Origin of the sequence: Streptomyces sp. NPDC056628 (genome assembly GCF_042792555.1) — a bacterium.
Classification (GTDB): domain Bacteria; phylum Actinomycetota; class Actinomycetes; order Streptomycetales; family Streptomycetaceae; genus Streptomyces.
Map to the genome: position 1 here is coordinate 51,742 of NZ_JBHTWG010000001.1, position 22,689 is coordinate 74,430.

At 73.3% G+C, this 22,689-nt stretch carries 18 protein-coding genes and 1 other RNA gene; 12 read left to right on the plus strand and 7 right to left on the minus strand.

Annotated features, from left to right (window positions below; translation table 11 throughout):
* Positions 1-145: 145 nt before the first annotated feature.
* The 4 genes from ACFRAC_RS00190 to ACFRAC_RS00205 all read right to left on the minus strand — a co-directional run bounded on the left by ACFRAC_RS00190 (position 146) and on the right by ACFRAC_RS00205 (position 7,242).
* The gene (locus ACFRAC_RS00190; RefSeq protein WP_382919049.1) at positions 146-1,060 is read right to left on the minus strand and encodes a carbohydrate ABC transporter permease; all 915 of its coding nucleotides are present in this window, start codon (positions 1,058-1,060) and stop codon (positions 146-148) included.
* Positions 1,057-2,403, minus strand: a complete 1,347-nt coding sequence (locus ACFRAC_RS00195; protein WP_382919051.1) for a carbohydrate ABC transporter permease — start codon at positions 2,401-2,403, stop codon at positions 1,057-1,059. The genes ACFRAC_RS00190 and ACFRAC_RS00195 overlap by 4 nt, the downstream gene beginning before the upstream one ends.
* A 4-nt stretch (positions 2,404-2,407) precedes the next feature.
* A complete protein-coding gene (locus ACFRAC_RS00200; RefSeq protein WP_382919054.1) occupies positions 2,408-3,784 on the minus strand; it encodes an ABC transporter substrate-binding protein in 1,377 nt (458 codons plus the stop codon).
* Positions 3,785-3,933: 149 nt separating this feature from the next.
* Entirely contained in the window at positions 3,934-7,242 is a 3,309-nt protein-coding gene (locus ACFRAC_RS00205; protein WP_382919887.1) for an FHA domain-containing protein, read from the minus strand.
* Positions 7,243-7,600: 358 nt separating this feature from the next.
* Here ACFRAC_RS00205 and ACFRAC_RS00210 point away from each other — a divergent pair, with 358 nt between their 5' ends.
* From ACFRAC_RS00210 to ACFRAC_RS00225, 4 genes are all read left to right on the plus strand, one after another.
* Positions 7,601-9,226: a protein kinase gene (locus tag ACFRAC_RS00210; RefSeq protein ID WP_382919055.1), complete on the plus strand. Its 1,626-nt coding sequence runs from the start codon at positions 7,601-7,603 to the stop codon at positions 9,224-9,226.
* Positions 9,227-9,462: 236 nt separating this feature from the next.
* Complete coding sequence (locus ACFRAC_RS00215) at positions 9,463-10,704, plus strand: serine/threonine-protein kinase (protein ID WP_382919057.1); 1,242 nt, start codon at positions 9,463-9,465, stop codon at positions 10,702-10,704.
* 84 nt (positions 10,705-10,788) lie between these two features.
* Positions 10,789-11,895, plus strand: a complete 1,107-nt coding sequence (prfB, locus tag ACFRAC_RS00220; RefSeq protein WP_382919059.1) for a peptide chain release factor 2 — start codon at positions 10,789-10,791, stop codon at positions 11,893-11,895.
* A gap of 303 nt (positions 11,896-12,198) precedes the next feature.
* Positions 12,199-12,789 carry a hypothetical protein gene (locus ACFRAC_RS00225; protein WP_382919061.1) on the plus strand — a complete coding sequence of 197 codons (591 nt, stop codon included), beginning with the start codon at positions 12,199-12,201 and terminating at the stop codon, positions 12,787-12,789.
* Between the two features lie 110 nt (positions 12,790-12,899).
* On the opposite strand, the gene ACFRAC_RS00230 is transcribed toward ACFRAC_RS00225, so the two are convergent.
* The gene (locus ACFRAC_RS00230; protein WP_361351954.1) at positions 12,900-13,091 is read right to left on the minus strand and encodes a hypothetical protein; all 192 of its coding nucleotides are present in this window, start codon (positions 13,089-13,091) and stop codon (positions 12,900-12,902) included.
* 238 nt (positions 13,092-13,329) lie between these two features.
* Here ACFRAC_RS00230 and ftsE point away from each other — a divergent pair, with 238 nt between their 5' ends.
* The 6 genes from ftsE to ACFRAC_RS00260 all read left to right on the plus strand — a co-directional run bounded on the left by ftsE (position 13,330) and on the right by ACFRAC_RS00260 (position 18,426).
* Complete coding sequence (ftsE, locus tag ACFRAC_RS00235) at positions 13,330-14,019, plus strand: cell division ATP-binding protein FtsE (RefSeq protein WP_361351951.1); 690 nt, start codon at positions 13,330-13,332, stop codon at positions 14,017-14,019.
* A 37-nt stretch (positions 14,020-14,056) separates the two neighbouring features.
* On the plus strand, positions 14,057-14,974 hold the full coding sequence (gene ftsX, locus ACFRAC_RS00240; RefSeq protein WP_382919062.1) for a permease-like cell division protein FtsX: 918 nt from the start codon (positions 14,057-14,059) through the stop codon (positions 14,972-14,974).
* Between the two features lie 68 nt (positions 14,975-15,042).
* On the plus strand, positions 15,043-16,209 hold the full coding sequence (locus ACFRAC_RS00245; RefSeq protein WP_382919064.1) for a S41 family peptidase: 1,167 nt from the start codon (positions 15,043-15,045) through the stop codon (positions 16,207-16,209).
* A gap of 59 nt (positions 16,210-16,268) precedes the next feature.
* On the plus strand, positions 16,269-16,811 hold the full coding sequence (smpB, locus tag ACFRAC_RS00250) for an SsrA-binding protein SmpB (protein ID WP_382919889.1): 543 nt from the start codon (positions 16,269-16,271) through the stop codon (positions 16,809-16,811).
* Between the two features lie 89 nt (positions 16,812-16,900).
* Positions 16,901-17,269, plus strand: a transfer-messenger RNA (tmRNA) gene (gene ssrA / locus ACFRAC_RS00255).
* A 146-nt stretch (positions 17,270-17,415) separates the two neighbouring features.
* Positions 17,416-18,426 carry a DUF4232 domain-containing protein gene (locus ACFRAC_RS00260; RefSeq protein WP_382919066.1) on the plus strand — a complete coding sequence of 337 codons (1,011 nt, stop codon included), beginning with the start codon at positions 17,416-17,418 and terminating at the stop codon, positions 18,424-18,426.
* Between the two features lie 269 nt (positions 18,427-18,695).
* On the opposite strand, the gene ACFRAC_RS00265 is transcribed toward ACFRAC_RS00260, so the two are convergent.
* Positions 18,696-18,914 carry a hypothetical protein gene (locus ACFRAC_RS00265; protein ID WP_382919068.1) on the minus strand — a complete coding sequence of 73 codons (219 nt, stop codon included), beginning with the start codon at positions 18,912-18,914 and terminating at the stop codon, positions 18,696-18,698.
* 69 nt (positions 18,915-18,983) lie between these two features.
* On the opposite strand from ACFRAC_RS00265, the gene ACFRAC_RS00270 reads away from it, so the two are divergent.
* Both ACFRAC_RS00270 and dacB read left to right on the plus strand, forming a co-directional pair.
* Complete coding sequence (locus tag ACFRAC_RS00270; RefSeq protein WP_382919069.1) at positions 18,984-19,967, plus strand: alpha/beta hydrolase family esterase; 984 nt, start codon at positions 18,984-18,986, stop codon at positions 19,965-19,967.
* 49 nt (positions 19,968-20,016) lie between these two features.
* Positions 20,017-21,609, plus strand: coding sequence for a D-alanyl-D-alanine carboxypeptidase/D-alanyl-D-alanine-endopeptidase (dacB, locus tag ACFRAC_RS00275; RefSeq protein WP_382919071.1), 1,593 nt, complete (start codon positions 20,017-20,019; stop codon positions 21,607-21,609).
* Positions 21,610-21,753: 144 nt separating this feature from the next.
* On the opposite strand, the gene ACFRAC_RS00280 is transcribed toward dacB, so the two are convergent.
* Positions 21,754-22,599, minus strand: coding sequence for an SDR family oxidoreductase (locus tag ACFRAC_RS00280; RefSeq protein ID WP_382919073.1), 846 nt, complete (start codon positions 22,597-22,599; stop codon positions 21,754-21,756).
* Between the last annotated feature and the right edge of the window lie 90 nt (positions 22,600-22,689).

The window sequence follows — 22,689 nt, forward strand, 5'->3', positions numbered from 1 at the left end:
CCGGGGGGGGGGGGGCGCGGGGCGGCCCCGGGCTTTGTGTTTTTTTTGTTCCCCGCCCCGGGCCCCCCGGGGGGGGGGGGGGGGGGCGTGGGGGGGGGGGGGGCGGTCCCCCCCCCCCCCCCCTCGAAACGCGGTGCGTCAGCGTCTACTTGACCGCGCCGGCCATCACACCGGACACGAACTGCCGCTGGAAGGCGAAGAACACGACCAGCGGGATCACCATCGAGATGAACGCGCCGGGCGCCAGGACGTCGACGTTGCTGCCGAACTGCCGTACCTGCGTCTGCAGCGCGACCGTGATCGGCTGGCTGTCGGCGTCCGTGAAGATCAGCGCGACCAGCATGTCGTTCCACACCCACAGGAACTGGAAGATGCCGAGCGCGGCGACCGCCGGACCGCCGAGCGGCATCACGACCCGGAAGAACAGGCGCAGTTCACCCGCGCCGTCCAGCCGCGCCGCCTCCAGCAGCTCCCGGGGGATCTCCGCGAAGAAGTTCCGCAGCAGGAACACCGCGAACGGCAGACCGAACCCGACGTGGAAGAGGACCACCCCGATCAGGGAGCCGAAGATGCCGATGGTGCCGAAGAGTTCGGCGATCGGGATCAGGGCCACCTGCACCGGCACGACCAGCAGCCCGACCACGCCGAGGAACCACCAGTCGCGGCCCGGGAACTCCATCCACGCGAACGCGTAGCCCGCGAGCGCGCCGATGATCACCACGAGGAGCGTCGCCGGGACCGTGATCAGCACGGTGTTCAGGATCGAGTCCGTGATGTCGCTGTTGCCGAGGAGCTTGTCGTAGCTGTCGAAGGTGAGCTGGGACGGCTTGCTGAAGACCTCCCACCAGCCGCTCGCGGACATCTCCTCGGGCGGCCGCAGCGACGACAGCAGCAGCCCGATCGTCGGGACCAGCCAGAACAGGCCCACGACGATCAGGAACACCCGCACCAGTCCGCCGCTGACGAAGGAGACGAGCCGGGCACCGAGGGTGCGTTCGCCCTCGACGAGGGTGAGCGGCTCCGGCGCCGCCCCGGTCAGCCTGCCGGCGTCCGCACTCATCGCCGCACCTCCCGCCTGAGCCGACGGACGTTGAACCACATCACCGGGATCACCAGCAGCAGCAGGAACACCGAGATGGCGCTCGCGACACCGGGCTGGTCCTCGGAGAAGCCCTTGCGGTACAGCTCCAGCGCGAGGACGTTCGCGTCGTCCTGCGAGGAGCCCGGGGCGATGATGAAGACCAGGTCGAACACCTTCAGCACGTTGATCATCAGGGTGACGGTGACGACCGCGAGGACGGGCGCCAGCAGCGGCACCGTGATCCGGCGGAACACCTGCCACTCGTTGGCGCCGTCCACGCGGGCCGCCTCCAGCAGATCGCGGGGGATGCCCGCGAGCCCCGCCGCGATCAGCACCATCGCGAAACCGGCCCACATCCAGATGTACGACCCGATGATGGCCGGGGTCACCAGGGACGGGCCGAGCCAGTCCACGCCGTTGTACGGCTCCTTGAAGTTGTCGGCCGGGAGCCGCAACCGGGCCCCGTCCGCCGTGGCCGGCAGGGTGAACGTGCCGTCGTCGGCGGCCGTCGTGGAGGCCACGACCGCGCCGTCCTTGACCGCCTCGATCTTCATCCCGGCGTAGCCGAGTTCGGCCGGGTCGATACCGCCGAGGGTGCCGACGCCCTTGCCGCGTGTGAAGTCCTGCCAGGTGGTGCCGGTGACCTTGCCCGGCTCCGCCTTCGCCCGGCCGGCCTTCGCGGCGCTGTCCGGCATCTTGTCGGGGGCCACGCCGACGAGGGGCAGGGAGACCGGGGTGCCGGCGCTGACGGGGTCCTCGGTGAGGAAACCGCCGCCCGGCGCCGCCCGCAGGGGCGACTCCCGGCCCGGGTGGGCCTTGGGGAACGCCGACGACTGCGCGAACGTGTCGTGGACGCCCACCCACACCGCGTTGGCGACGCCCTTGTCCGGGTCCTGGTCGTACACCAGCCGGAAGATGATGCCCGCCGCCAGCATGGAGATCGCCATCGGCATGAAGACGACCAGCTTGAACGCCGTGCCCCAGCTGACCCGTTCGGTGAGCACCGCGAAGACCAGACCGAGCGCGGTCGCGACGGTCGGGGCGAACACCACCCAGACGACGTTGTTCTTCAGGGCGGTGCGGATGCCGTCGTCCGTGAACAGGGCCTGGTAGTTGTCGAACCCGGCGAAGCCGTCCCCGGACTGGTCGTAGAAGCTGCGGATCACCGAGTACCCGATCGGGTACACCACGAGCGCGCCGAGCAGCACCAGGGCGGGCAGCAGGAACAGCACCGCCACGGTTCTGCGGGTGCCGGTCACGCTCTTGCGCGACTCGGGAGCGGCAGGGGCCGAAGGGGCCCCCGCCGCCTGTGCCGACGCCATCGCGTCAGTTTCCGTAGGCCGCGGCCGCGTCGGCCTCCAGCTTCCGCTGGGTGCCCGCGACGTCCGACGGGTTCTTCAGGAAGTCCTGCAGCGCCTTCCACTCGCCCTTGCCGGGCGTGCCGCCGAACGCCTGCGGCGCCTGGTCGGACATGTCGAAGCGGAAGTCGTCACCGGCGTCGATGAGCGCCTTCGCCATCGTGCGCTGCACCTCGTTCGGGTACGCCGCGTTGTCCACGCTCTTGTTCGGCGACAGATAGCCGCCGAGCTTCGCCTGGATCGTCGCCGCGTCCGGGGAGGCGAGGAAGGTGGCCAGCGCCTGCGCCGCCTCGGAGTCCTCCAGGATGACGGCCGCGTCGCCGCCGGAGACGACCGGCGCGGTGTCACCGACCGTCGGGAACGGGAAGACCTTGGCGTCGGTGCCGACGTCCGCCTTCGCCTGCGTGATGTTGACCTGCGCGAAGTCGCCCTCGTAGACCATGGCGGCCTTCGGCTGGTCGCCGCCGGTGAACGTCTGGGTGACCGAGGTCGGGAAGTCCGTCTGGAGCGCGCCCGCGGCGCCGCCCGCCACGTAGTCCTTCTTGCCCCAGACCTGGGCGAGCGCGGTCAGCGCGTCCTTCACGGACGGGTCCGTCCACTTGATCTCGTGCTTGGCCAGCTGGTCGTACTTCTCGGGACCGGCCTGGGAGAGGTAGACGTTCTCGAACCAGTCCGTGAGCGTCCAGCCGTCCGCGCCGCCGACGGAGAACGGGGTGACACCCGAGTCGTACACCGTCTGAGCGGTCGTCAGGAGCTCGTCCCAGGTCTTGGGTTCGGCGGCGCCCGCGTTCTCGAACGTTTTCGCGTTGTACCAGACCAGGGACTTGTTGGCGGCCTTGTAGTAGACGCCGTACTGCTTCCCGCCGACCTTGCCGATGTCCTGCCAGCCCTGGGAGTAGTTCTCCTGGAGCTCCTTCAGCGCCTCGGCGCCGAGCGGCTTGGCCCACTTCTTGTCCACGGCCTGCTTGATGGCGCCGGGCTGGGGCAGCATCGCGACGTCCGGCGGCCGGCCGCCCGCGACCTTGGAGCCGAGGAAGTTGATGATGGGGTCCTGGGCGGGGACGAACTTGACCGTCGCGCCGGTGCGCTTCTCGAACTCCGTGAGGACCTTCTTGAAGTTGGCCTGCTCGGCACCCGTCCAGACGGCCGCGACCTCCAGGGTCTCGCCGTCGAGCTTGGGCAGGGTGACGGTGGAGGCGGACTCCTTGCCGCCGTCCTGGTCCTTGCCGTTGTCCTTGTCGTCGCCGCCGCAGGCGGTGAGGGAGAGGGCGAGGGCGCCGGCGAAGACGGCCGCCGCGGCCCTCGCGGCCCTGCGTGTCCGGTTCTTGCTGCTCGTGCTGTGCATCACTGCCCCGTTCTTCGTGCCTCGTCGAACGTTCGAGCGCTGTCCCGTGGGTCTGGTCTACGCCCTGCCCTGGGGGTCGGCAAGAGCGCGTCCTCTGTCAACCCGGGGATCGTGACCGCCTCGTGACCAGGCAACCAGCGACGGGCCGCCTACAGCAGGGAAGGCACCTCGGTGGCCGAGACCTCACGGGCCGCCCGCTCCAACGCGCTGGCCAGCAGGGCCAGATCGGTGGGGCCGTTGCCGAGCTCGCGGACGGGGCGCCTGGCCGGGGGGTCACCCATGCGGTGCCACTCCAGCGGGACGACCGTGGGCCGCAGCGTCGCCGTGCGCGGGATACGGCCGGTGACCCGGCCACCCTGGAACGGCATGGCCCGCCCGTCCGCCCGGACGAGCCGGCCCCGCCCCGGCGCCGGGGCGTCCGGGCCGGTCGTCACGGCGTCCAGCGTCACCCGCAGGGTGGCCCGCCGCGCGAGCTCCGACTCCGCCGCCCGGCCCCCGGGTCCGGTCGCGGCCACCAGATGCACGCCGAGCCGCTCGCCGTCCCGGGCCACCGCCTCCAGCGCGCGTATCACCGACCCGGCGGCCGGCCGGCCCGGCGACCCCAGGGAGGGGTGGACCAGGGCGTCCAGGTCGTCCACGACCACCACGAGCCGGGGCAGCGGCGGCACGGCGTCCGCCTGCCGTCGGGCCGCGCCCGGCCGCAGCCGGATCGTCGCACTGGGCGGCGACTCCAGATCGCCGTCACCGGCACCCGCCCCGGCCGCCCGCTGCGCGATCATCCGGCCGGTCAGCGCCCGGCCGGTGTGCCACTCGGTGAAGTCGGACCGCCCGAGCAGCTCGGCACGCCGCTTCAGCTCGGCGCTCAGCGACTGCGCGAACTCCCGCATCCGGACCGGGTCGTTGGCACTGAGGTGCGTGGTGACATGCGGGACGTCCGTGCACACGCCCAGGCCCTCGCCGTGACCGCCGCCCGCGCCGACGGTGTCACGGCCGTCGATCAGCACGACGCCCAGCCGGTCCGGCCGCTCGGCCGCGGCGAGCGACGCGACGACGGCCCGCAGCAGCTCGGTGCGCCCGGCGGCGGGCGGTCCCTCCACCAGCAGATGCGGCCCCTCGGCGCCGAGGTCCACGCCGACCGGCCCGTGCGGTCCCGCGCCGAGCACGGCACTCACCTGGCCGCCCAGCGCCTGGGTGTCGTCGGCCGCGTCGGCCCAACGCGCCATCAGGGACGCCGGGGTGGCCCGCGCCAGCCCCAACTCGTCCAGCAGCCGCGCCGACTGGGGCAGCGGCACGGACACCCGCACCCGGCCCTCCCCGGCCGCCCGGTCCGTGCGCAGTGGCGCCAGCGCCCGCGCGAAACGCTCCGCCCAGGCGAGGGACACGGCGTCCACGGTGGCCACCGTGCCGTGGCCGACCGGGCCGCGCGCCGCGCCGTCCTGGGCTGCCTCGGCCGCGCCGGGCGCACCCCCGCCGGGCGCCACCCGCATCAGCCGCAGGGCCGTCGCCACGTCACCGCTGAGCAGTGCGACCGCGCCGCAGGCGCGGAACGCCGGGGCCACCGCGCAGGCCGCCTCGTAGGTGTCCGTGACCGGGGAGGCGGGCGACGCCGCCGCCGTCTCGGCCAGACACACCACGTGGATGCCGGCCCGCGGGCCCTCCAGGGCCAGCCGGGCCACCGCCTCGCGCAGGTCCGCGCCGCCGGGGTCGCCGTCCACGACGAGCACGGAGTACGGGCCGGTGAACTCCGGTGCCCCGGCGGTCGGTTCGCCGTCCCGCGCCCAGGAGGGGCGGTGCCCGGCGGCGCGCGGTGCGGGTACCCGGCCCTCCGGTGCCCGCGCGCCGTCGTCACGGCCCGTCAGATCCTCCAGGCGCCGCAGCAGCTCCTCCACGCGCGCGGCCGCCTGTTCGCGGTCGTAGGCCAGCAGCAGCCGGCAGTCCTGGCCGTGGCCCGGGCGGACGTGCGGGAGCCAGCCCAGCCACGCCCACTCGGCGGTGCGCTCGGCCACCGGCCGGGCCCGGTCCGCGCTGACCAGCACGATCTCCAGGGTGTCCGGCGACTGCAGCGCGGCGAGCTGGGCGAGCACGGCGCGGGTCAGCCCGGCGAGGCGCTCGCGCGGCCCGGCCAGCCCCAGCGCCCCGGCCTCACGCAGATCTGCGGTCACCGGCACGGCCGGCAGCAGGCCCGAGCCGTCGGGCGCCGCGCGGTCGGTGGTGCCGAGCCGCACCGTGAGGGCCTCGGGGTGGCCGGGGGCGCGCTCCCAGAGGCGCGGGCCCGGGCCGAGGGCGGTCAGCAGCAGCGACGCCGGGTCCGGCCAGGGCTCGGGCAGCATCGCGCCGCGTCCCGCCGAGGTGGGGCCCGACGGTTCGGCCGGATCGGCCGATTCGTCGTCGTACGTGTCGTCCGCGGCGGGCTCGGACTCGCCGCGTCCGCCGGCCAGCCGCCGCGCCCAGGCCGACAGGCCGCCGCGCCTGCGCGCGCCCGCCGGTACGTCGGTGCCGCGCGGGTCGGTGTCCCGGCGTCCGGCGTCCGGCACCGGGCGGGGCCCGTCGAGCGGGCCCACCTCGAAGCCGGTGACGTGGGTGTCGCCGCCACGCGGGCGCGGGACGGAGCCGTGCGGGCCGGGCCGCCCGGCCCGCGGCGCCCCGCCCTGCGCGGGGACGACGGGCGCTTCGCCCGGGGTGTGCTCCCGGGCGGCCGGGCCGTCGGTGGGGGCCGGAGTGCCGTCCGTCACACGCGCGTGCACCGCCGGACCGGTGCCCTCACCGCCCCGCGGGCCCACGCGCACGTGTCCCTCGCCGTCCGGCTCCGTGGGCACCCGCGCGCCCGGGCCGCCGGCCGGCGCGAGCCGCAGCGTGGACTCGCCGACGCGCAGCAGCGCGCCGGGGACGAACCGCACCGGGCGGGTGGTCAGCCGGGTGCCGTCGAGCGTCGTGCCGTTCGTCGAGCCGAGGTCGGCGACCGCGACGCGGCCGTCCGCGCCGACCGTGACCGCGCAGTGCAGCCGGGAGACGTCCGGGTCGTCCAGCGGGACGTCGGCGTCGGCGGAGCGGCCGACGCGGATCTCACCGCCGTGCAGAAGGTGGACGCCGCCCGCGTCCGGGCCGGCCACGACATGGAGCTGGGTCGGGGCCTCGTCCAGCTCGGGGTGGGGCTCGGGCGCCGCCGGGGCGCCCAGGGACAGCACCGCGCCGTCGGTCAGCGGGGGCTCGCCGAGAGTGCTGCGCCGGTCGTCGAGCCGCTCGGCGCCCGCGTAGAGCACGACCGGGCCGCCGCCGCGCTCGCCCTCGCCCGTGCGGGAGGAGCCGCTCTCACCGGACACCGCGGAGGCCAGGGCCGAGGCCACCGCCGACAGGGCCGTGCCCGCGGGCGCCGTGACCAGCACGTCGCAGCTCGCGGCGGCGCCGCGAGCCGTGGAGGGCGGGGCCAGCGGGTCTACGACGGTCAGCCGGATCTGCATCGGCGTCAGCGGTCCCTTCTGCGCGCGGGCGCGGGCACGGAACCACCCCACCCCACACGAGCACATCGGCCAGTACTCCCCGCATCCTCGCACCTGCCACCGACAACCCGCCCCCCACCCGAAGACAAGTGATCTTGATTGGTCGGCTCTGCCCGCAAAAGTGCCGGACAACGGCCCTGCCGGTGATCACTTGAGATCGCTCACGTCCGTTCGCGGCAACCACGGGACTGAGCCGAGCGTCTTTCCTTCGAACATGAACGGGAGGCCGTACGTAAGACGCACAGAATGATGACCGCCGGTGCCCCGGGGCACGGCACTACAGTGGGTCGGAACGTAGGCAAGCAGCAGGGAGCGCGACGTGCGGCCGGTAGGCAGCAAGTACATCCTCGAGGAGCCGCTGGGTCGCGGCGCCACGGGGACCGTCTGGCGAGCCCGCCAGCGGGAGACCGCGGGCGCCGAGGCGGCCGTGCCGGGCCAGCCCGGCGAGACGGTCGCGATCAAGGTCCTCAAGGAGGAGCTCGCCGGCGACGCGGACATCGTCATGCGCTTCCTGCGCGAGCGGTCCGTGCTGCTGCGCCTGACCCACCCCAACATCGTCCGGGTCCGCGACCTGGTCGTCGAGGGCGAGCTGCTGGCCCTGGTCATGGACCTCGTCGAGGGCCCCGACCTGCACCGCTACCTGCGGGAGAACGGCCCCTTCACCCCGGTCGCGGCCTCCCTGCTCACCGCCCAGATCGCCGACGCGCTCGCCGCCAGCCACGCCGACGGCGTCGTCCACCGCGACCTGAAGCCCGCCAACGTCCTGCTGCGCCAGTGGGGCGGCGAGATGCACCCGCTGCTCACCGACTTCGGCATCGCCCGCCTCGCCGACTCCCCGGGGCTGACCCGCACCCACGAGTTCGTCGGGACGCCCGCCTACGTCGCGCCCGAGTCCGCCGAGGGCCGCCCGCAGACCTCCGCCGTCGACATCTACGGCGCCGGCATCCTGCTGTACGAGCTGGTCACCGGACGTCCGCCGTTCGGCGGCGGCTCCGCCCTCGAAGTGCTGCACCAGCACCTGAGCGCCGAACCGCGCCGCCCCTCCACGGTCCCCGACCCGCTGTGGACCGTCATAGAGCGCTGCCTGCGCAAGAACCCCGAGGACCGGCCCAGTGCCGGGAACCTCGCCCGCGCCCTGCGCGTGGTCGCCGACGGCATCGGCGTGCACGCGAACTCCGCGCAGATCGCCGCCGCCGAGGGCGTCGGCGCCCTCCTCGCCCCGGACCCGTCCCCGGCCCCCGTGCCGGGCTCGGCCGACCCGACCCAGGTGCTGCCGCACGGCGCGGGCTCCTTCGACCCGAACGGCGCGACCAGCGTCCTGCCGCACACCGGCGCCGCCGACCCGACGGCGGTGATGCCGCCGGTGTCGCACGGGCCGCCCGGCGGGCCCGGCCCCGAGGACCCGCACCCCTGGCAGAACCAGCTGCGGGCCGCCCGGGACCGCAACGAACAGACCCAGGTCCAGTACCTCGACCCGAGCCAGGACCCGCTGCGCCGCCGCCCCCAGCGGCAGGTGGCCCGTCCCCAGCCGCAGCCCCAACAGCCCCCCCAGCCCCAGCAGCGTCCGCCGCAGCGCGGCCGGCAGGGCGGCTACGCGCAGCCGCAGCAGCACCAGCCGCAGCCCTACGCCCCGCCGCGCCAGCCGCAGCAGGCTCCGCAGCGCTACGCGCCCGAGCCGCAGCGCCCGCAGCGCGAGCCGCGTGAGCCGCGCCGCCGCGGCGGCAACCCGATGCGCATCCCCGGTCTGGGCTGCCTGAAGGGGTGCCTGTTCACGATCGTCATCCTCTTCGTCGCCGGCTGGCTGGTCTGGGAACTGAGCCCGCTGCAGGAGTGGATCGGCACGGGCAAGGGCTACTGGGAGCAGCTCAGCAGCTGGGTCGGCACGGTGACCGACTGGATCGGCGACCTCAGCGGGGGTTCGGGCGGCGGCTCGGGCACGGGCTGACCCACCCACGCGACGACGACCGCGCACGGCCGTACGGACCCCACCGGGACCGTACGGCCTTTGCGTGTCTGGGGATTTGTCGACACCCGGCGGGTGATTTCCGCCTCCGCGGTGAAGGCCGGCCACCCGACCGCGTAGTTTTGTCGACCGGGGGTTCCCAGGGTCTGCCGGCTGGGGGTCCGGGGGTCGGCCCCCGGGAGGACGCAGCGGCGGCACAACGGTCGGTAGGAGCAGTCTTGGCACGGAAGATCGGCAGCCGGTACACCGCCAACCAGATCCTGGGGCGGGGCAGCGCCGGCACGGTGTGGCTGGGCGAGGGGCCGGAGGGCCCCGTCGCCGTCAAGCTGCTGCGCGAGGACCTCGCCTCCGACCAGGAGCTCGTGGGGCGGTTCGTGCAGGAGCGCACGGCCCTGCTCGGCCTCGAGCACCCGAACGTCGTCTCCGTCCGCGACCTGGTGGTCGACGGCAACGACCTCGCGCTCGTCATGGACCTGGTCCGCGGCACCGACCTGCGCACCCGGCTCGACCGGGACCGCAGGCTCGCGCCCGAGGCGGCGGTGGCGATCGTCGCCGACGTCGCCGACGGCCTGGCCGCGGCCCACGCGGCCGGTGTCGTGCACCGGGACGTGAAGCCGGAGAACATCCTGCTGGACATGCAGGGTCCCCTCGGCCCCGGCGGCGCCCACCCGGCCCTGCTGACCGACTTCGGTGTGGCGAAGCTCATCGACTCCCCGCGCCGCACCCGCGCCACGAAGATCATCGGCACCCCCGACTACCTGGCACCGGAGATCGTCGAGGGCCTGCCGCCCCGCGCGGCGGTGGACATCTACGCCCTCGCCACCGTCCTCTACGAGCTGCTGGCCGGCTTCACCCCGTTCGGCGGGGGCCACCCCGGCGCGGTGCTGCGCCGCCACGTCACGGAGACGGTGGCGCCGCTGCCCGGCATCCCCGACGAGCTGTGGCAGCTGATCGTCCAGTGCCTGGCCAAGGCCCCCGCCTCCCGGCTGCGCGCCTCCGAGCTCGGGGCGCGGCTGCGCGAGCTGCTGCCGCTGGTCGCCGGGATGCCGCCGCTCGACGTGGACGAGCCCGACGGGGAGCCGGAGCAGGAAGAGGTGCCGGCCGCGGGCCCGGCCGACCCGGCGGGGGAGCGGGTGCGGCGCGGGGGCGCGGTGCCGCTGGTGCCGGGCGCCCGGCCGGCCGGCTCCAACCGGGACACCCACACCTCGATGCGGGTCCCGGCCCCGGACGAGCTGGCCGGCGGCGCCCGCGGCACGGCACGGGTGCCGCGCGCGGCGGGCGCCCCGCGGCCGGGCTCGGCCCGCCACCGCGCGGCGACCCGGCGGCGCCGGCTGGCGCTGGGCGGGGCCGCGGTGGTGCTGGTGGCCGCAGCGGGCGTGGGGACCTGGCTGGCGGTCTCGGACGACGACGCCGGGGCGAGCCCGCGGGACACCCGCACCACGGCTCCCGCGACCCCGTGACGCGCTCCCTGCGGGGCGGGGCGGTGCGCCCGGCCGGGGCGGCACCCGGAGCTCGCCGCCCGGCGGAGCCGTTACGCTGGAGGCGTGGCAGTCGTCGATGTATCCGAAGAGCTCAAGTCCCTCTCCTCGACCATGGAGTCGATCGAGGCCGTTCTGGACCTCGACAAGCTGAGGGCAGACATCGCCGTGCTCGAGGAGCAGGCGGCCGCGCCGTCCCTGTGGGACAACCCGGACGAAGCGCAGAAGATCACCAGCAAGCTCTCCCACCTCCAGGCGGAGGTGAGGAAGGCCGAGGCCCTGCGCGGGCGGATCGACGATCTCGCCGTGCTGTTCGAGATGGCCGAGGAGGAGGACGACCCGGACACCCGTGCCGAGGCCGAGTCCGAGCTCGTCGCCGTCCGCAAGGCGCTGGACGAGATGGAGGTCCGCACGCTCCTCAGCGGTGAGTACGACGCCCGTGAGGCGCTGGTCAACATCCGCGCTGAGGCCGGGGGCGTCGACGCCGCCGACTTCGCGGAGCGCCTCCAGCGGATGTACCTGCGCTGGGCCGAGCAGCGCGGCTACAAGACCGAGATCTACGAGACGTCGTACGCGGAGGAGGCCGGCATCAAGTCGACCACCTTCGCCGTGCAGGTGCCGTACGCCTACGGCACCCTCTCGGTCGAGCAGGGCACGCACCGGCTGGTGCGCATCTCGCCGTTCGACAACCAGGGCCGCCGCCAGACCTCGTTCGCCGGTGTCGAGGTGCTGCCCGTGGTCGAGCAGACCGACCACATCGAGATCGACGAGTCCGAGCTGCGCGTGGACGTGTACCGGTCCTCGGGCCCCGGCGGACAGGGCGTCAACACCACCGACTCCGCGGTGCGGCTGACGCACATCCCGACCGGCATCGTCGTCTCCTGCCAGAACGAGCGGTCGCAGATCCAGAACAAGGCCACCGCGATGAACGTCCTCCAGGCCAAGCTGCTGGAGCGGCGCCGCCAGGAGGAGCGGGCCAAGATGGACGCCCTCAAGGGCGACGGCGGCAACTCCTGGGGCAACCAGATGCGGTCGTACGTGCTGCACCCGTACCAGATGGTCAAGGACCTGCGGACCGACTACGAGGTCGGCAACCCCGAGGCCGTCTTCAACGGTGAGATCGAAGGCTTCCTGGAGGCCGGGATTCGCTGGCGCAAGCAGCAGGAGAAGTAAGAGAAAGTCATATGTCGACAAGGCAACTGCCGCCGGACCGGCGGCAGTTGCCTTTTGTGTACCTGCATGTCTGGGTTTTACATCACACTCACAGCTTCCAACCCCAGTCAAAGAGCCCGTAGTTGGACATCGCGCCCGCATTGGCCTTGACGTGCTCTTGAAAAATGGGAAGGGTGAAGCGTGGCATGCGTATCTCTGGGGCGCATGTGAACCGGGGGGCTCGAGTTGCGTTACCTCCGTCGATCACGGCCGGCCCCTGAACGCCGCCTCTCTGACGATTCAGCTACTGGGGGTAGCAACCAGATGACCAAGAAGACGCGGATCCGTATCGCGCGCCTCGCCGCCGGTGCCGTGATCGCGGCCGGCGCCTCGCTGACCGCCGCGGGCGCCGCCTCCGCCGCGGAGACCGAGGACTGCATCCTCGGCATCCTGTGCGGTGACGAGGACCCGACCACTCCGCCCACCGACGAGCCGACGGACCCGCCCACCGAGGTCCCGACGGACCCGCCGACCGAAGAGCCCACGATCCCGACGGAGCCCACCGAGGAGCCGACGGAGCCGCAGGAGCCGACCGACCCGGCCGAGCCCACCGACGAGCCGTCCAACCCGGGCAACGGGAACGGCAACGGCGGCGGCAACGGCGGCGGCGGCAACAACGCCGACCCCGACGGTGGCACGTCCACCCAGGAGGAGGGCTCCTCCTCCCTGACCGACACCGGTTCGGCCGCCACCGGCACCAGCACCACCGCCCAGGGCGGCGGCGCCGAGCTGGCCGAGACGGGTGCCGCGCAGACCACGTTCCTGCTGGTCGGCGCCGCCACCATGATCGCCGGCGGTGTCGGCTTCCGCTTCCTGCCGCGCCTCGTGGGCGGCCGTGGCGGTGCCGCTGCCTGACGGTAGCCGTCACGCCCACACCGCGTGACCGGCGCCTTACGGCCGAGGGGCCCGGAGCGATCCTTCGCTCCGGGCCCCTCGGCATGTCGGCTCGTGGGGGAGGCGGTGCCTCACACCGTCTGGTGCGCCAGCAGGGCCACCGCCGCGATCAGCACCGCGAGCAGGGCGACCAGCGCCATCGGGTTCAGATTCGCGAACGGGTTCTCCTGCTGGAGCCGCTGGCGGTTCGCCCGGCAGACGGGGCAGCGGCCCTCGCTCACGGGTGCGGCGCAGTTCGCGCACACCAACCGGTCGTACGTCATGCGCCGCCCTCCTCGCGCTGTCCCTCCGAGAGGTTCAACGGGTCCGGTCCGGGATACGTTCCCCTCCCTCCCTACTGTGCCAGGTTCCCCCGCAAAGGGCGCGGGCGCTCTCTCAGGGCGTATTCGGCACCGGTACAAATGCGCACAACTCTTTACACAACCCCTACGGTGCCTGCGCTCCCCCGCCCGGTTCGCGTATGGTCACGCACACCTACCCCCGGCGACCCGTGGTGCATCCGTGATCCGATTCGACAACGTCTCCAAGGTCTACCCCAAGCAGACCCGCCCCGCACTCAGGGATGTCTCCCTGGAAGTGGAGAAGGGCGAGTTCGTCTTCCTCGTGGGGTCCTCCGGCTCCGGAAAGTCCACCTTCCTGCGGCTCGTCCTCCGCGAGGAGCGGTGCAGCCACGGACAGGTGCATGTCCTGGGCAAGGACCTCGCCCGCATCTCCAACTGGAAGGTGCCGCAGATCCGCCGCCAGCTCGGGACGGTGTTCCAGGACTTCCGCCTCCTGCCCAACAAGACCGTCGGCGAGAACGTCGCCTTCGCGCAGGAGGTCATCGGCAAGTCGCGCGGCGAGATCCGCAAGTCCGTGCCGCAGGTGCTCGACCTCGTCGGGCTCGGCGGCAAGGAGGACCGGATGCCGGGCGAGCTGTCCGGCGGTGAGCAGCAGCGGGTGGCGATCGCCCGTGCCTTCGTGAACCGGCCCAAGCTGCTCATCTGCGACGAGCCCACCGGCAACCTCGACCCGCAGACCTCCGTCGGCATCATGAAGCTGCTGGACCGGATCAACCGGACCGGCACGACCGTCGTGATGGCCACGCACGATCAGAACATCGTGGACCAGATGCGCAAGCGCGTCATCGAGCTGGAGAAGGGCCGCCTCGTCCGCGACCAGGCACGCGGCGTCTACGGCTACCAGCACTGACCCGTACCAGTCCACGGAAAGGCCTGAAAGAGACGCCATGCGCGCCCAGTTCGTACTCTCCGAGATCGGTGTCGGTCTCCGCCGCAACCTGACGATGACGTTCGCCGTCATCGTCTCCGTCGCCCTGTCGCTCGCCCTGTTCGGCGGGTCGCTCCTGATGAGCGACCAGGTCAACACCATGAAGGGCTACTGGTACGACAAGGTCAACGTCTCCGTCTTCCTCTGCAACAAGAGCGACGCGGAGTCCGACCCCAACTGCGCCAAGGGCGCGGTCACCGAGGACCAGAAGAAGGAGATCCGCGCCGACCTCGGCAAGATGACGGTCGTCGACAGGGTGACGTACGAGTCCCAGGACCAGGCGTACAAGCACTACAAGGAGCAGTTCGGCGACTCCCCGCTGGCCGCGTCGCTGACGCCGGACCAGATGCAGGAGTCGTACCGGATCAAGCTGAAGGACCCCGAGAAGTACGAGGTCGTCGCCACCGCCTTCGACGGGCGGGACGGCGTGCAGTCCGTGCAGGACCAGAAGGGCATCCTGGACAACCTCTTCGGGCTGCTCAACGGCATGAACTGGGCCGCGCGGGCGGTGATGGCGCTGATGCTCGTCGTCGCGCTCATGCTGATCGTCAACACGGTGCGGGTCTCCGCGTTCAGTCGGCGCCGCGAGACCGGGATCATGCGCCTGGTCGGCGCCTCCGGCTTCTACATCCAGGCGCCGTTCATCATGGAGGCCGCCGTCGCCGGGCTCATCGGCGGCACGGTCGCCTGCGGCTTCCTGGTGGTCGCGCGGTACTTCATCATCGACCACGGCCTGGCCCTGTCGGAGAAGCTCAATCTGATCAACTTCATCGGCTGGGACGCGGTGTTGACCAAGCTGCCGCTCATCCTCGCCACGAGCCTGCTGATGCCGGCGCTGGCGGCGTTCTTCGCGTTGCGCAAGTACCTCAAGGTGTGACCAACGCCAAGGGGGCCGTACGGGGATCGGACCGTGCGGCCCCTTCGCGTTGTCCTAGACTCACCGGCATGTCAGGCCGTGACCCGTTCTGTCAGCCCCGCCGCTTCGGCCGCGGGGCCGCCCTGACATTGGTGTTCGCGAGCGTGCTCGTCGCCGGTGCGGCGACCGGCTCCCTGCCCGGACCCGAGCGGAAGTCCCCGTCCGGCACCGCCCGTTCGGCGGGCCCCGGGCCCCGGCAGGAGGACGTCGCCGCGGCCGCCGCCGACGCCATGGCCGCCGGCACGTCCCCCGTGGAGGCCGCCGAACGGGCGGTCAGCCGCAGCGGGGACCGCTGGGGGGCCATCTACTCCCGCGGCGAGTACGAGGAGTTCCAGGAGGCCCTCGACGGCCGGTACACCGGGGTCGGGCTGTGGGCCCGGCGCCAGCGCGACGACGCCGTCGAGGTGACGAAGGTGCGCGCCGGCTCGCCCGCGGCCGAGGCGGGCATCAAGGTGGGGGACCGGCTGCGCAGCGTCGACGGCGCGACGGTCGACGGCCGCCCCGTCAGCGAGGTCGTCGCCCTGCTGAGGGGCGACGCCGAGGACGCGGCCGCCGGCACGTCCGTCGTGGTGGGCCTGGAGCGCGGCGGCCGCGTCTGGGAGCTCACCCTGCGCCGGGCCAGGCTCTCCACCGACCCGGTCACCGTGCGGAAGGGCGCCGACGGTGTCACCGTCATCCGGATCGCCTCCTTCACCAAGGGCAGCGGGGACGCCGTGCGCGCCGCCCTGCGCCGGGCGCCCTCCGCCGCCGGGGTCGTCCTCGACCTGCGCGGCAACTCCGGCGGCCTGGTCACCGAGGCCGTCACGGCCGCCTCCGCCTTCCTCGACGGCGGGCTCGTCGCCACCTACGACGTCGACGGCGACCAGCGCGCCCTGCACGCCGATCCGGGCGGTGACACCGACCGGCCTCTCGTCGCGCTGGTCGACGGCGGCACGATGAGCGCCGCGGAGCTGCTCACCGGCGCCCTCCAGGACCGCGGACGCGCCGTCGTCGTGGGCAGCCGCACCTTCGGCAAGGGCTCCGTGCAGATGCCGAGCCGGCTGCCCGACGGGTCCGTCGCCGAGCTGACCGTCGGCCACTACCGCACCCCGTCCGGGCGGACCGTGGACGGGCGGGGCATCGCCCCCGACCTGGAGGCGGACCAGCAGGTCCTGCAGCGGGCCGAGACGGTCCTCAGCGGCCTCGGCGACTCGTAAAACGGCTTCCCGCCGACCCCGTCCGTAGTGCGAAAATGGACGGCACTATGAGCAAGGGAATGTACGTACCGAAGGAGTCCCAGCCCAAGCAGGGCGGGTCCGCAGCGAAGTCCAGGGACGGCGAGAAGGGCGGCAACAAGAAGATCGTCGCCCAGAACAAGAAGGCCCGGCACGACTACGCGATCATCGACACCTACGAGGCCGGTCTGGTGCTCATGGGCACCGAGGTCAAGTCGCTGCGCGAGGGCCGCACGTCGCTGACCGACGGCTTCGTCCAGATCGACGGGGGCGAGGCGTGGCTGCACAACGCCCACATCCCGGAGTACCACCAGGGCAGCTGGACCAACCACTCCGCGCGCCGCAAGCGCAAGCTGCTCCTGCACCGGGAGGAGATCGACAAGCTGGAGGCGAAGTCCCAGGAGACGGGGCACACCATCGTGCCCCTCGCCCTGTACTTCAGGGACGGGCGCGCCAAGGCCGAGATCGCGCTCGCGCGCGGCAAGAAGGAGTACGACAAGCGGCAGACCCTGCGGGAGAAGCAGGACCGGCGGGAGTCGGACCGCGCGATCGCGGCGGCCCGGCGCCGGCAGCGGGGCCAGTGACGGGCGGGAATGCACTGGCATCGTCCGGCGTTGGTCACGTACGATGGCATCGCACCTCGCAGAGGGTGCGGCTTTTGAAAACACCACATGGGGATGATCGGTTTCGACAGCGGATGTCGAAGCAGGGGAAGCGTGTCGAGGAAGCGGCAATGATCTCGTAAACCATATGTCGCAAAAAATAATCGCCAACACCAAGCGCGATTCCTTCGCCCTCGCTGCCTAAGTAGCGACTTGCGAAGTGTCAGCCCGGGGCTGTTCCCGACCCGGATCCTGGCATCAGCTAGGGAACTAAACCTTGATCCCGGTCACGGGGTGAAGAGGGAAACCAAACAGTGACTGGGCCCGTCGGCGACTTGTTCGCGTGATCGCCGGGGCCGAGAAAAGCGCAGCGAACTGCACACGGAGAAGCCCTGCTTTTGCACCGTTGGACGCGGGTTCGATTCCCGCCATCTCCACGATCGAGAAGGCTCCGGCCCTCTCACCCATGTCGGCACAGGCCCCGTCGCTTCCGAGCGGCGGGGCCTGCGTCGTTCGTGACACCGCTGTGACGGCCGGTGTGGGGTGCGTCACAGCGTTGGGAGCGCTCCCCTGGTGGGGTGGGGGGATGTCCAGCCTCCCGCGTGCCGTCCCCCCTGTCCTGCTCGGCCTTCTGCTGCTGACCGCCTGCGGCTCCCCCGCGGCCTCATCGGGCGCGGACATCCCCGACGCGCGGGTCCGTGCGCAGGAGCTGTGCCCCTCCGACCACGCGCGGTACGGCGCGACCCCGTCGGCCGGCCGGCCCACGGTGACCCCCTCGGGCACCCCGGTTTCCCTGCCCCTGCCGTCCCCCCGCGCGGACGAGAACGGCGTGCGGATCACCGGGCTGTACGCCTGGGGTCCGGGCAGCGGGTGCGCGGGCGTCGACTACAGCGCGGAGTTCGAGGTCGTGAACAACACGGCCGCTGCCGCCACGTACACGGTGACCCTCGCGTTCGGCTCGGCCTCGGGGGAAGCGGCCGGCACCGCGGAGCGGGTCGTCGAGGCGGTCGGACCCGGACGGACCGGCAAGGCCGTCGCCGCCATGGAAGGGACGGCCATGGGCGCGGCCGGGGTGACGGGCGTGAAGGTGCTCAAGGTGCGCAGCGTTCCCGTCGCCGAGGCGTCGTCGGCCTCGGGGCCGTGCCCGGCGTCGGGAGTGCGGGTGTACGCCGACCAGGGGGACGCGGCCATGGGGCTGCGGGTCGTGGGGCTGCACCTGGTCAACTGCGGGACCCGGCCGTACGCGCTCGACGGCTATCCGGAGCTGGAGGTCCAGGACGAGGACCACGACCCCGTGAAGGACGTACGGATCCTGCGGGGGACCGAGCAGATCGGCTCCGGGATCGGCGGTCAGGGCGCCCCGCGGCCCGTGACACTGCGTCCGGGGGAGGCCGCGGCGGCCACGCTGGCCTGGCGCAACACCACCCAGGCCGGCGCGCCGGTGAACGCGCCGTACGCCCGGGTGCGGGCCAGGCCCGGTGCGGACCCGGTGACGGTCGTCCCCGAACTCGACCTCGGGACGACGGGCCGGCTCGGCGTGGGGCCGTGGCGCCGGGACGAGACGTACCGGGACCTGGACGCCGGCGCCCGCCCGTGACCTCCGCCCTCGTCGTCCCCGACGGGGCCGCGGTGTACCTCTCGGCCGGTCGCGGGTGCCGCCCGGCATCAAGGTCGCCGCGGTCGCCGTCGGCGCGGTCCTCCTCGTGGTCCCGGTCGCGCCGAACGGGCTCCTGGAGCGCCCCCGGCTGCCGCCGGCGGTGAAGCTGACGGTGTTCGCGACCGTGCCGGGGCCGCGCCGGCCTGGCTGCTGGTCGTCACCGCGGACGACACCCTCAAGGACCCCGGCGAGGACCCGTGTTCCCGCCACTACGGCGGCACCGGCGTCTCCGAGGCCTTCCCGCCGCGGGCGTACTGCCGCTTCACGGACGGCAGGACGCCCGGCCTCGCTCCGGTCACCCAGACCGTGTTCCGGGTCTGCCCCGCCGTCGGCGTGGCGCTGCTCGTGACCGGGCCGACCTGGGCCGTACGGGATCCGCGGGCGGTGGCCCACCGGATCCCGCAGGCCGGCCGCGGCTGAACCACCATGCGGCAGACGCCCGTTGTGGTGTCCGGCCCCATATCGGCGTCCGGCCGGCGCTTCTACGGTCCCTCCGCATGACACCGACCAGAGCCGCACGCCCTCGACTCGCCGTCCTGGTGACCCTGCTGGTCGCCCTGACCGCCGCCTTCCTCACCCCCGGCCGGGCCGCCGCCGCCTCGCTCCAGGAGGTGACCGGGTTCGGGTCCAACCCCGGCGCCCTGCGCATGTTCCGGTACGTCCCCGACGGGCTGCCCGCCGGCCGGCCGGTGGTCGTCGCGCTGCACGGGTGCACCCAGGACGCCGCCGGGTACGGCACCGGCAGCGGATGGACCCAGCTCGCCGACCGCTGGAAGTTCTCCGTCGTGCTGCCGCAGCAGCAGACCGCCAACAACCTCTCGTCCTGCTTCAACTGGTTCCAGACCGGGGACATCGCGCGCGGCCAGGGCGAGGCCGCGTCGATCGCGCAGATGGTGGACCGCCAGCTCGCCGACACCTCCGGTGACGCCTCCCGGGTCCAGGTGACCGGCCTGTCCGCCGGGGGCGGCATGACCGCCGTGATGATGTCGGCCTACCCGGAGAAGTTCGCGGCCGGGGGGATCGTGGCCGGGCTGCCGTACGGGTGCGCGCAGGCCGCCGGGTCGCCGTACGTCTGCATGTACGTCGGCGCCACCCAGACCGCCCGGCAGTGGGGCGACCGGGTGCGGGCCGCGCGGCCCGGGTACACCGGGCCCTGGCCCACGCTCGTCGCCTTCCAGGGCACGGCCGACTACACCGTGAAGCCGGTCAACATGACCGACCTGACCCGGCAGTGGACCGACGTGCACGGCACCGACCAGACCGCCGACGCCGGCGACACGGTCGCCGGGTTCCCGCACCAGGTGTTCCGGGACGCCTCCGGGCGCGCGGTCGTGGAGACGTACAGCCTCACCGGGATGGGCCACGGGCAGCCCGTCGATCCCGGCAGCGGCGCCGAGCAGTGCGGGACCGCCGGGGCGTATCTGCTCGACGTGAACCTGTGCGCCGCCTACCGGATGGGCCGGGCCTGGGGGCTGGGCTGAGGCGAGGCGGTCTGTCGCCGCGGCCCGTCGTCCGGGATGCTGCTGAGGCATGAGCAGACCCGTGAACGATCGTGGGACAGGACCCGCCTCCCGTGCCCGCAGGTGGGGATGGCCGGTGGCGCTGGCACTGGTCGCCTCCGTCCTCGGGCCCGGGGCGCAGGCCGGCGCGGACTCCGACCGCTCCGGCCTGCCGGAGGCCGTCGACGCCGTCCTCGGGGACCCGCGGATGGAGGGCGGGACGGCGAGCGTCGTCGTCGCGGACGCGGCCACCGGGGACGTGCTGTACCAGCACCTGCCCTCGACCCGGCTGATGCCCGCCTCCAACACCAAACTGGCCACGTCGGCCGCCGCGATGGACGTCCTCGGCCCCGGACACCGGTTCGGCACCGACGTGCTGACCACCGGGCGCCGCCACGGCCGCGTGCTCGACGGGGACCTGTATCTGCGGGGCACGGGGGACCCGACCCTGCTCGCCGAGGACCTCGACGGGCTCGCCGCCCGGCTGGCCGCGTCCGGCGTCCGCCGCGTCGAGGGGCGGCTCGTCGCCGACGACACCCGCTTCGACGACCGGCGCCTCGGGCGCTCCTGGGCCGCCGACGACGAGTCCGCCTACTACTCGGCGCAGATCAGCGCTCTGAGCCTGGCACCGGACACCGACTACGACACCGGCACGGTGATCGTCACCGTGCGGCCGGGGGCGTCGGCGGGCGACGCGCCCGTCGTCACCGTCACGCCCGACACGGGGTACGTCGACATCGAGGTGGACGCCAGGACCGTCGGCGCCGGCGGGGAGGACACGCTCACCGTCGAGCGCGAGCACGGCACGAACACCGTGGTGGTCTCCGGGGCCACTCCGGCCGGGGGCTCCGGCACCAAGGAGTGGATCAGCGTCTGGGAGCCCACCGGCTACGCCGCCGCCGTCTTCCGGGAGGCGCTCGCGGACCACGGCATCGCGGTCACCGGGCCTACCCGGCTCGGCCGGCCGACCCCCGCGGGCGCGCGGCGGCTGGCCTCGCACACCTCCATGCCGCTGAAGGACCTGCTCGTGCCGTTCATGAAGCTGTCCAACAACATGCACGCCGAGATCCTCACCAAGGCCATGGGGTACGCGGCCGCCCGGGAGGGCACCTGGGAGGCCGGGCTCGCGGCGGTCGGCGGCTATCTGGAGCGGGCCGGCGTCGACAGGGACCGGATCCGGCAGGTCGACGGCTCGGGGCTGTCGCGGATGGACGCCTTCCCGGCGGACCAGCTCGTCCGGCTGCTGCGGGCCGTGCGCGCCGAGCCCTGGTACGCCGACTGGTACCGCGCGCTGCCCGTCGCCTGCCATCCCGACCGGTTCACCGGCGGCACGCTGCGCTCGCGGATGTGCGGGACGCCGGCCGCGCTCAACGCCCGCGCGAAGACCGGGTCGTTGACCGGCGCGTCGGCCCTGTCGGGCTATGTCACCGACGCGGACGGACGCGAACTCGTCTTCGCCGTCGTCCTCAACAACTACCTCGCCTCGTCGGTGAAGGCGCTGGAGGACGCGATCGTGGTGACCCTGGCCGGGTCGCGGGAGGAGGCCGCGGTGCCGGCTCCCGCGCTCAGGAGCGGGGGGCACGGCGACCTCGAGTGCGCGTGGCGCAAGCCCGCCCTGTGCTGAACGGAGGATGGCCCGCCCCGGACCCGTACGGGGGATTTCCGGATCCGGGGCGGTGCCGGTGCCACGGCCGTGTGGGAGAGGCCGCGGCTGTTCGGGGCGCCGGCGACGGGGGAGGACGCCGGCGCGGCCCTCAGGGGACAGGGGTCACGCGAAGGCGGGCGCGTTGCGCTTGGCCCAGCCCGCGAAGGAGCCCGCGGGACGGCCGAGGAGGCGCTCGACGTCGGGGCTGACGCGCTGCTCGGCGGGCAGCGGCTCACCGAGGATGTCGAGTGTGCCGTCGATGACCGGCTCCGGCATGAACCGCGCCATGTGCTCGCGCGCCTGCTCGCGGGTCAGCTCGACGAAGCCGACCTCCTCGCCGATGGCCTCGGCGAGCGTGGCGGCCTGCTCGCGCGGGGTGACGGCGGCCGGACCGGTCAGCTCGTACGTCCTGCCGGAGTGGCCGTCCTCGCGCAGCACCACGGCCGCCACGGCGGAGATGTCCGCCGGGTCGACGACGGGCAGGGCCACGTCGGCGAACGGGGCGATCACCGCGCGCTGGGTGCGGACCGCCTCGATCCAGGCGTAGGCGTTGGAGGCGAAACCGCCCGGGCGCAGGATCGTCCAGTCCAGGCCGGAGCCGCGCACGGCCTCCTCGAACTCCCGCAGCCGGCCGTGCGAGAGGGCGTCCGGGCGGGTGGCGTTGATCTGCGAGGACAGCAGCACCACGCGCCGCACCCCGGCCTCCCGGGCCGCGGTCAGCACCTCGGTGGCGGGTGCGCCGCCGCCCAGCAGATCACCGGCGAGCAGCAGGAACAGGGCCTCGGCGCCCTCCAGGGCGGGGCCGAGTGTCGAAGGGTCGGCGAGGTCGGCGCGGACATGCCGCGCTCCCTCCGGCAGGTCGTGGGAGAGGGGATTGCGGGAGACGGCCGTAACCTTCTCGCCCGCGGCGGCGAGCGCCTCGACGAGGGGACGGCCGACATTCCCGGAGGCTCCGGTGACAACGATCATGAGAACTCCCAAAAGCGTGTGAACAAGGATGAGTTGGTGCCAAGCGGTGCGATGTCTTCGACGTTAGCATCCTCGGTATAGTAGGTACCT

Coding starts and splice junctions, on each gene's coding strand:
- ACFRAC_RS00190 (WP_382919049.1), bottom strand. CDS start 1,060: ATGAGTGCGGACGCCGGCAGGCTGACCGGGGCGGCGCCGGAGCCGCTC.
- ACFRAC_RS00195 (WP_382919051.1), bottom strand. CDS start 2,403: ATGGCGTCGGCACAGGCGGCGGGGGCCCCTTCGGCCCCTGCCGCTCCC.
- ACFRAC_RS00200 (WP_382919054.1), bottom strand. CDS start 3,784: ATGCACAGCACGAGCAGCAAGAACCGGACACGCAGGGCCGCGAGGGCC.
- ACFRAC_RS00205 (WP_382919887.1), bottom strand. CDS start 7,242: ATGCAGATCCGGCTGACCGTCGTAGACCCGCTGGCCCCGCCCTCCACG.
- ACFRAC_RS00225 (WP_382919061.1), top strand. CDS start 12,199: ATGACCAAGAAGACGCGGATCCGTATCGCGCGCCTCGCCGCCGGTGCC.
- ACFRAC_RS00230 (WP_361351954.1), bottom strand. CDS start 13,091: ATGACGTACGACCGGTTGGTGTGCGCGAACTGCGCCGCACCCGTGAGC.
- ftsX (WP_382919062.1), top strand. CDS start 14,057: ATGCGCGCCCAGTTCGTACTCTCCGAGATCGGTGTCGGTCTCCGCCGC.
- ACFRAC_RS00245 (WP_382919064.1), top strand. CDS start 15,043: ATGTCAGGCCGTGACCCGTTCTGTCAGCCCCGCCGCTTCGGCCGCGGG.
- smpB (WP_382919889.1), top strand. CDS start 16,269: ATGTACGTACCGAAGGAGTCCCAGCCCAAGCAGGGCGGGTCCGCAGCG.
- ACFRAC_RS00260 (WP_382919066.1), top strand. CDS start 17,416: ATGTCCAGCCTCCCGCGTGCCGTCCCCCCTGTCCTGCTCGGCCTTCTG.
- ACFRAC_RS00265 (WP_382919068.1), bottom strand. CDS start 18,914: ATGGTGGTTCAGCCGCGGCCGGCCTGCGGGATCCGGTGGGCCACCGCC.
- ACFRAC_RS00270 (WP_382919069.1), top strand. CDS start 18,984: ATGACACCGACCAGAGCCGCACGCCCTCGACTCGCCGTCCTGGTGACC.
- dacB (WP_382919071.1), top strand. CDS start 20,017: ATGAGCAGACCCGTGAACGATCGTGGGACAGGACCCGCCTCCCGTGCC.
- ACFRAC_RS00280 (WP_382919073.1), bottom strand. CDS start 22,599: ATGATCGTTGTCACCGGAGCCTCCGGGAATGTCGGCCGTCCCCTCGTC.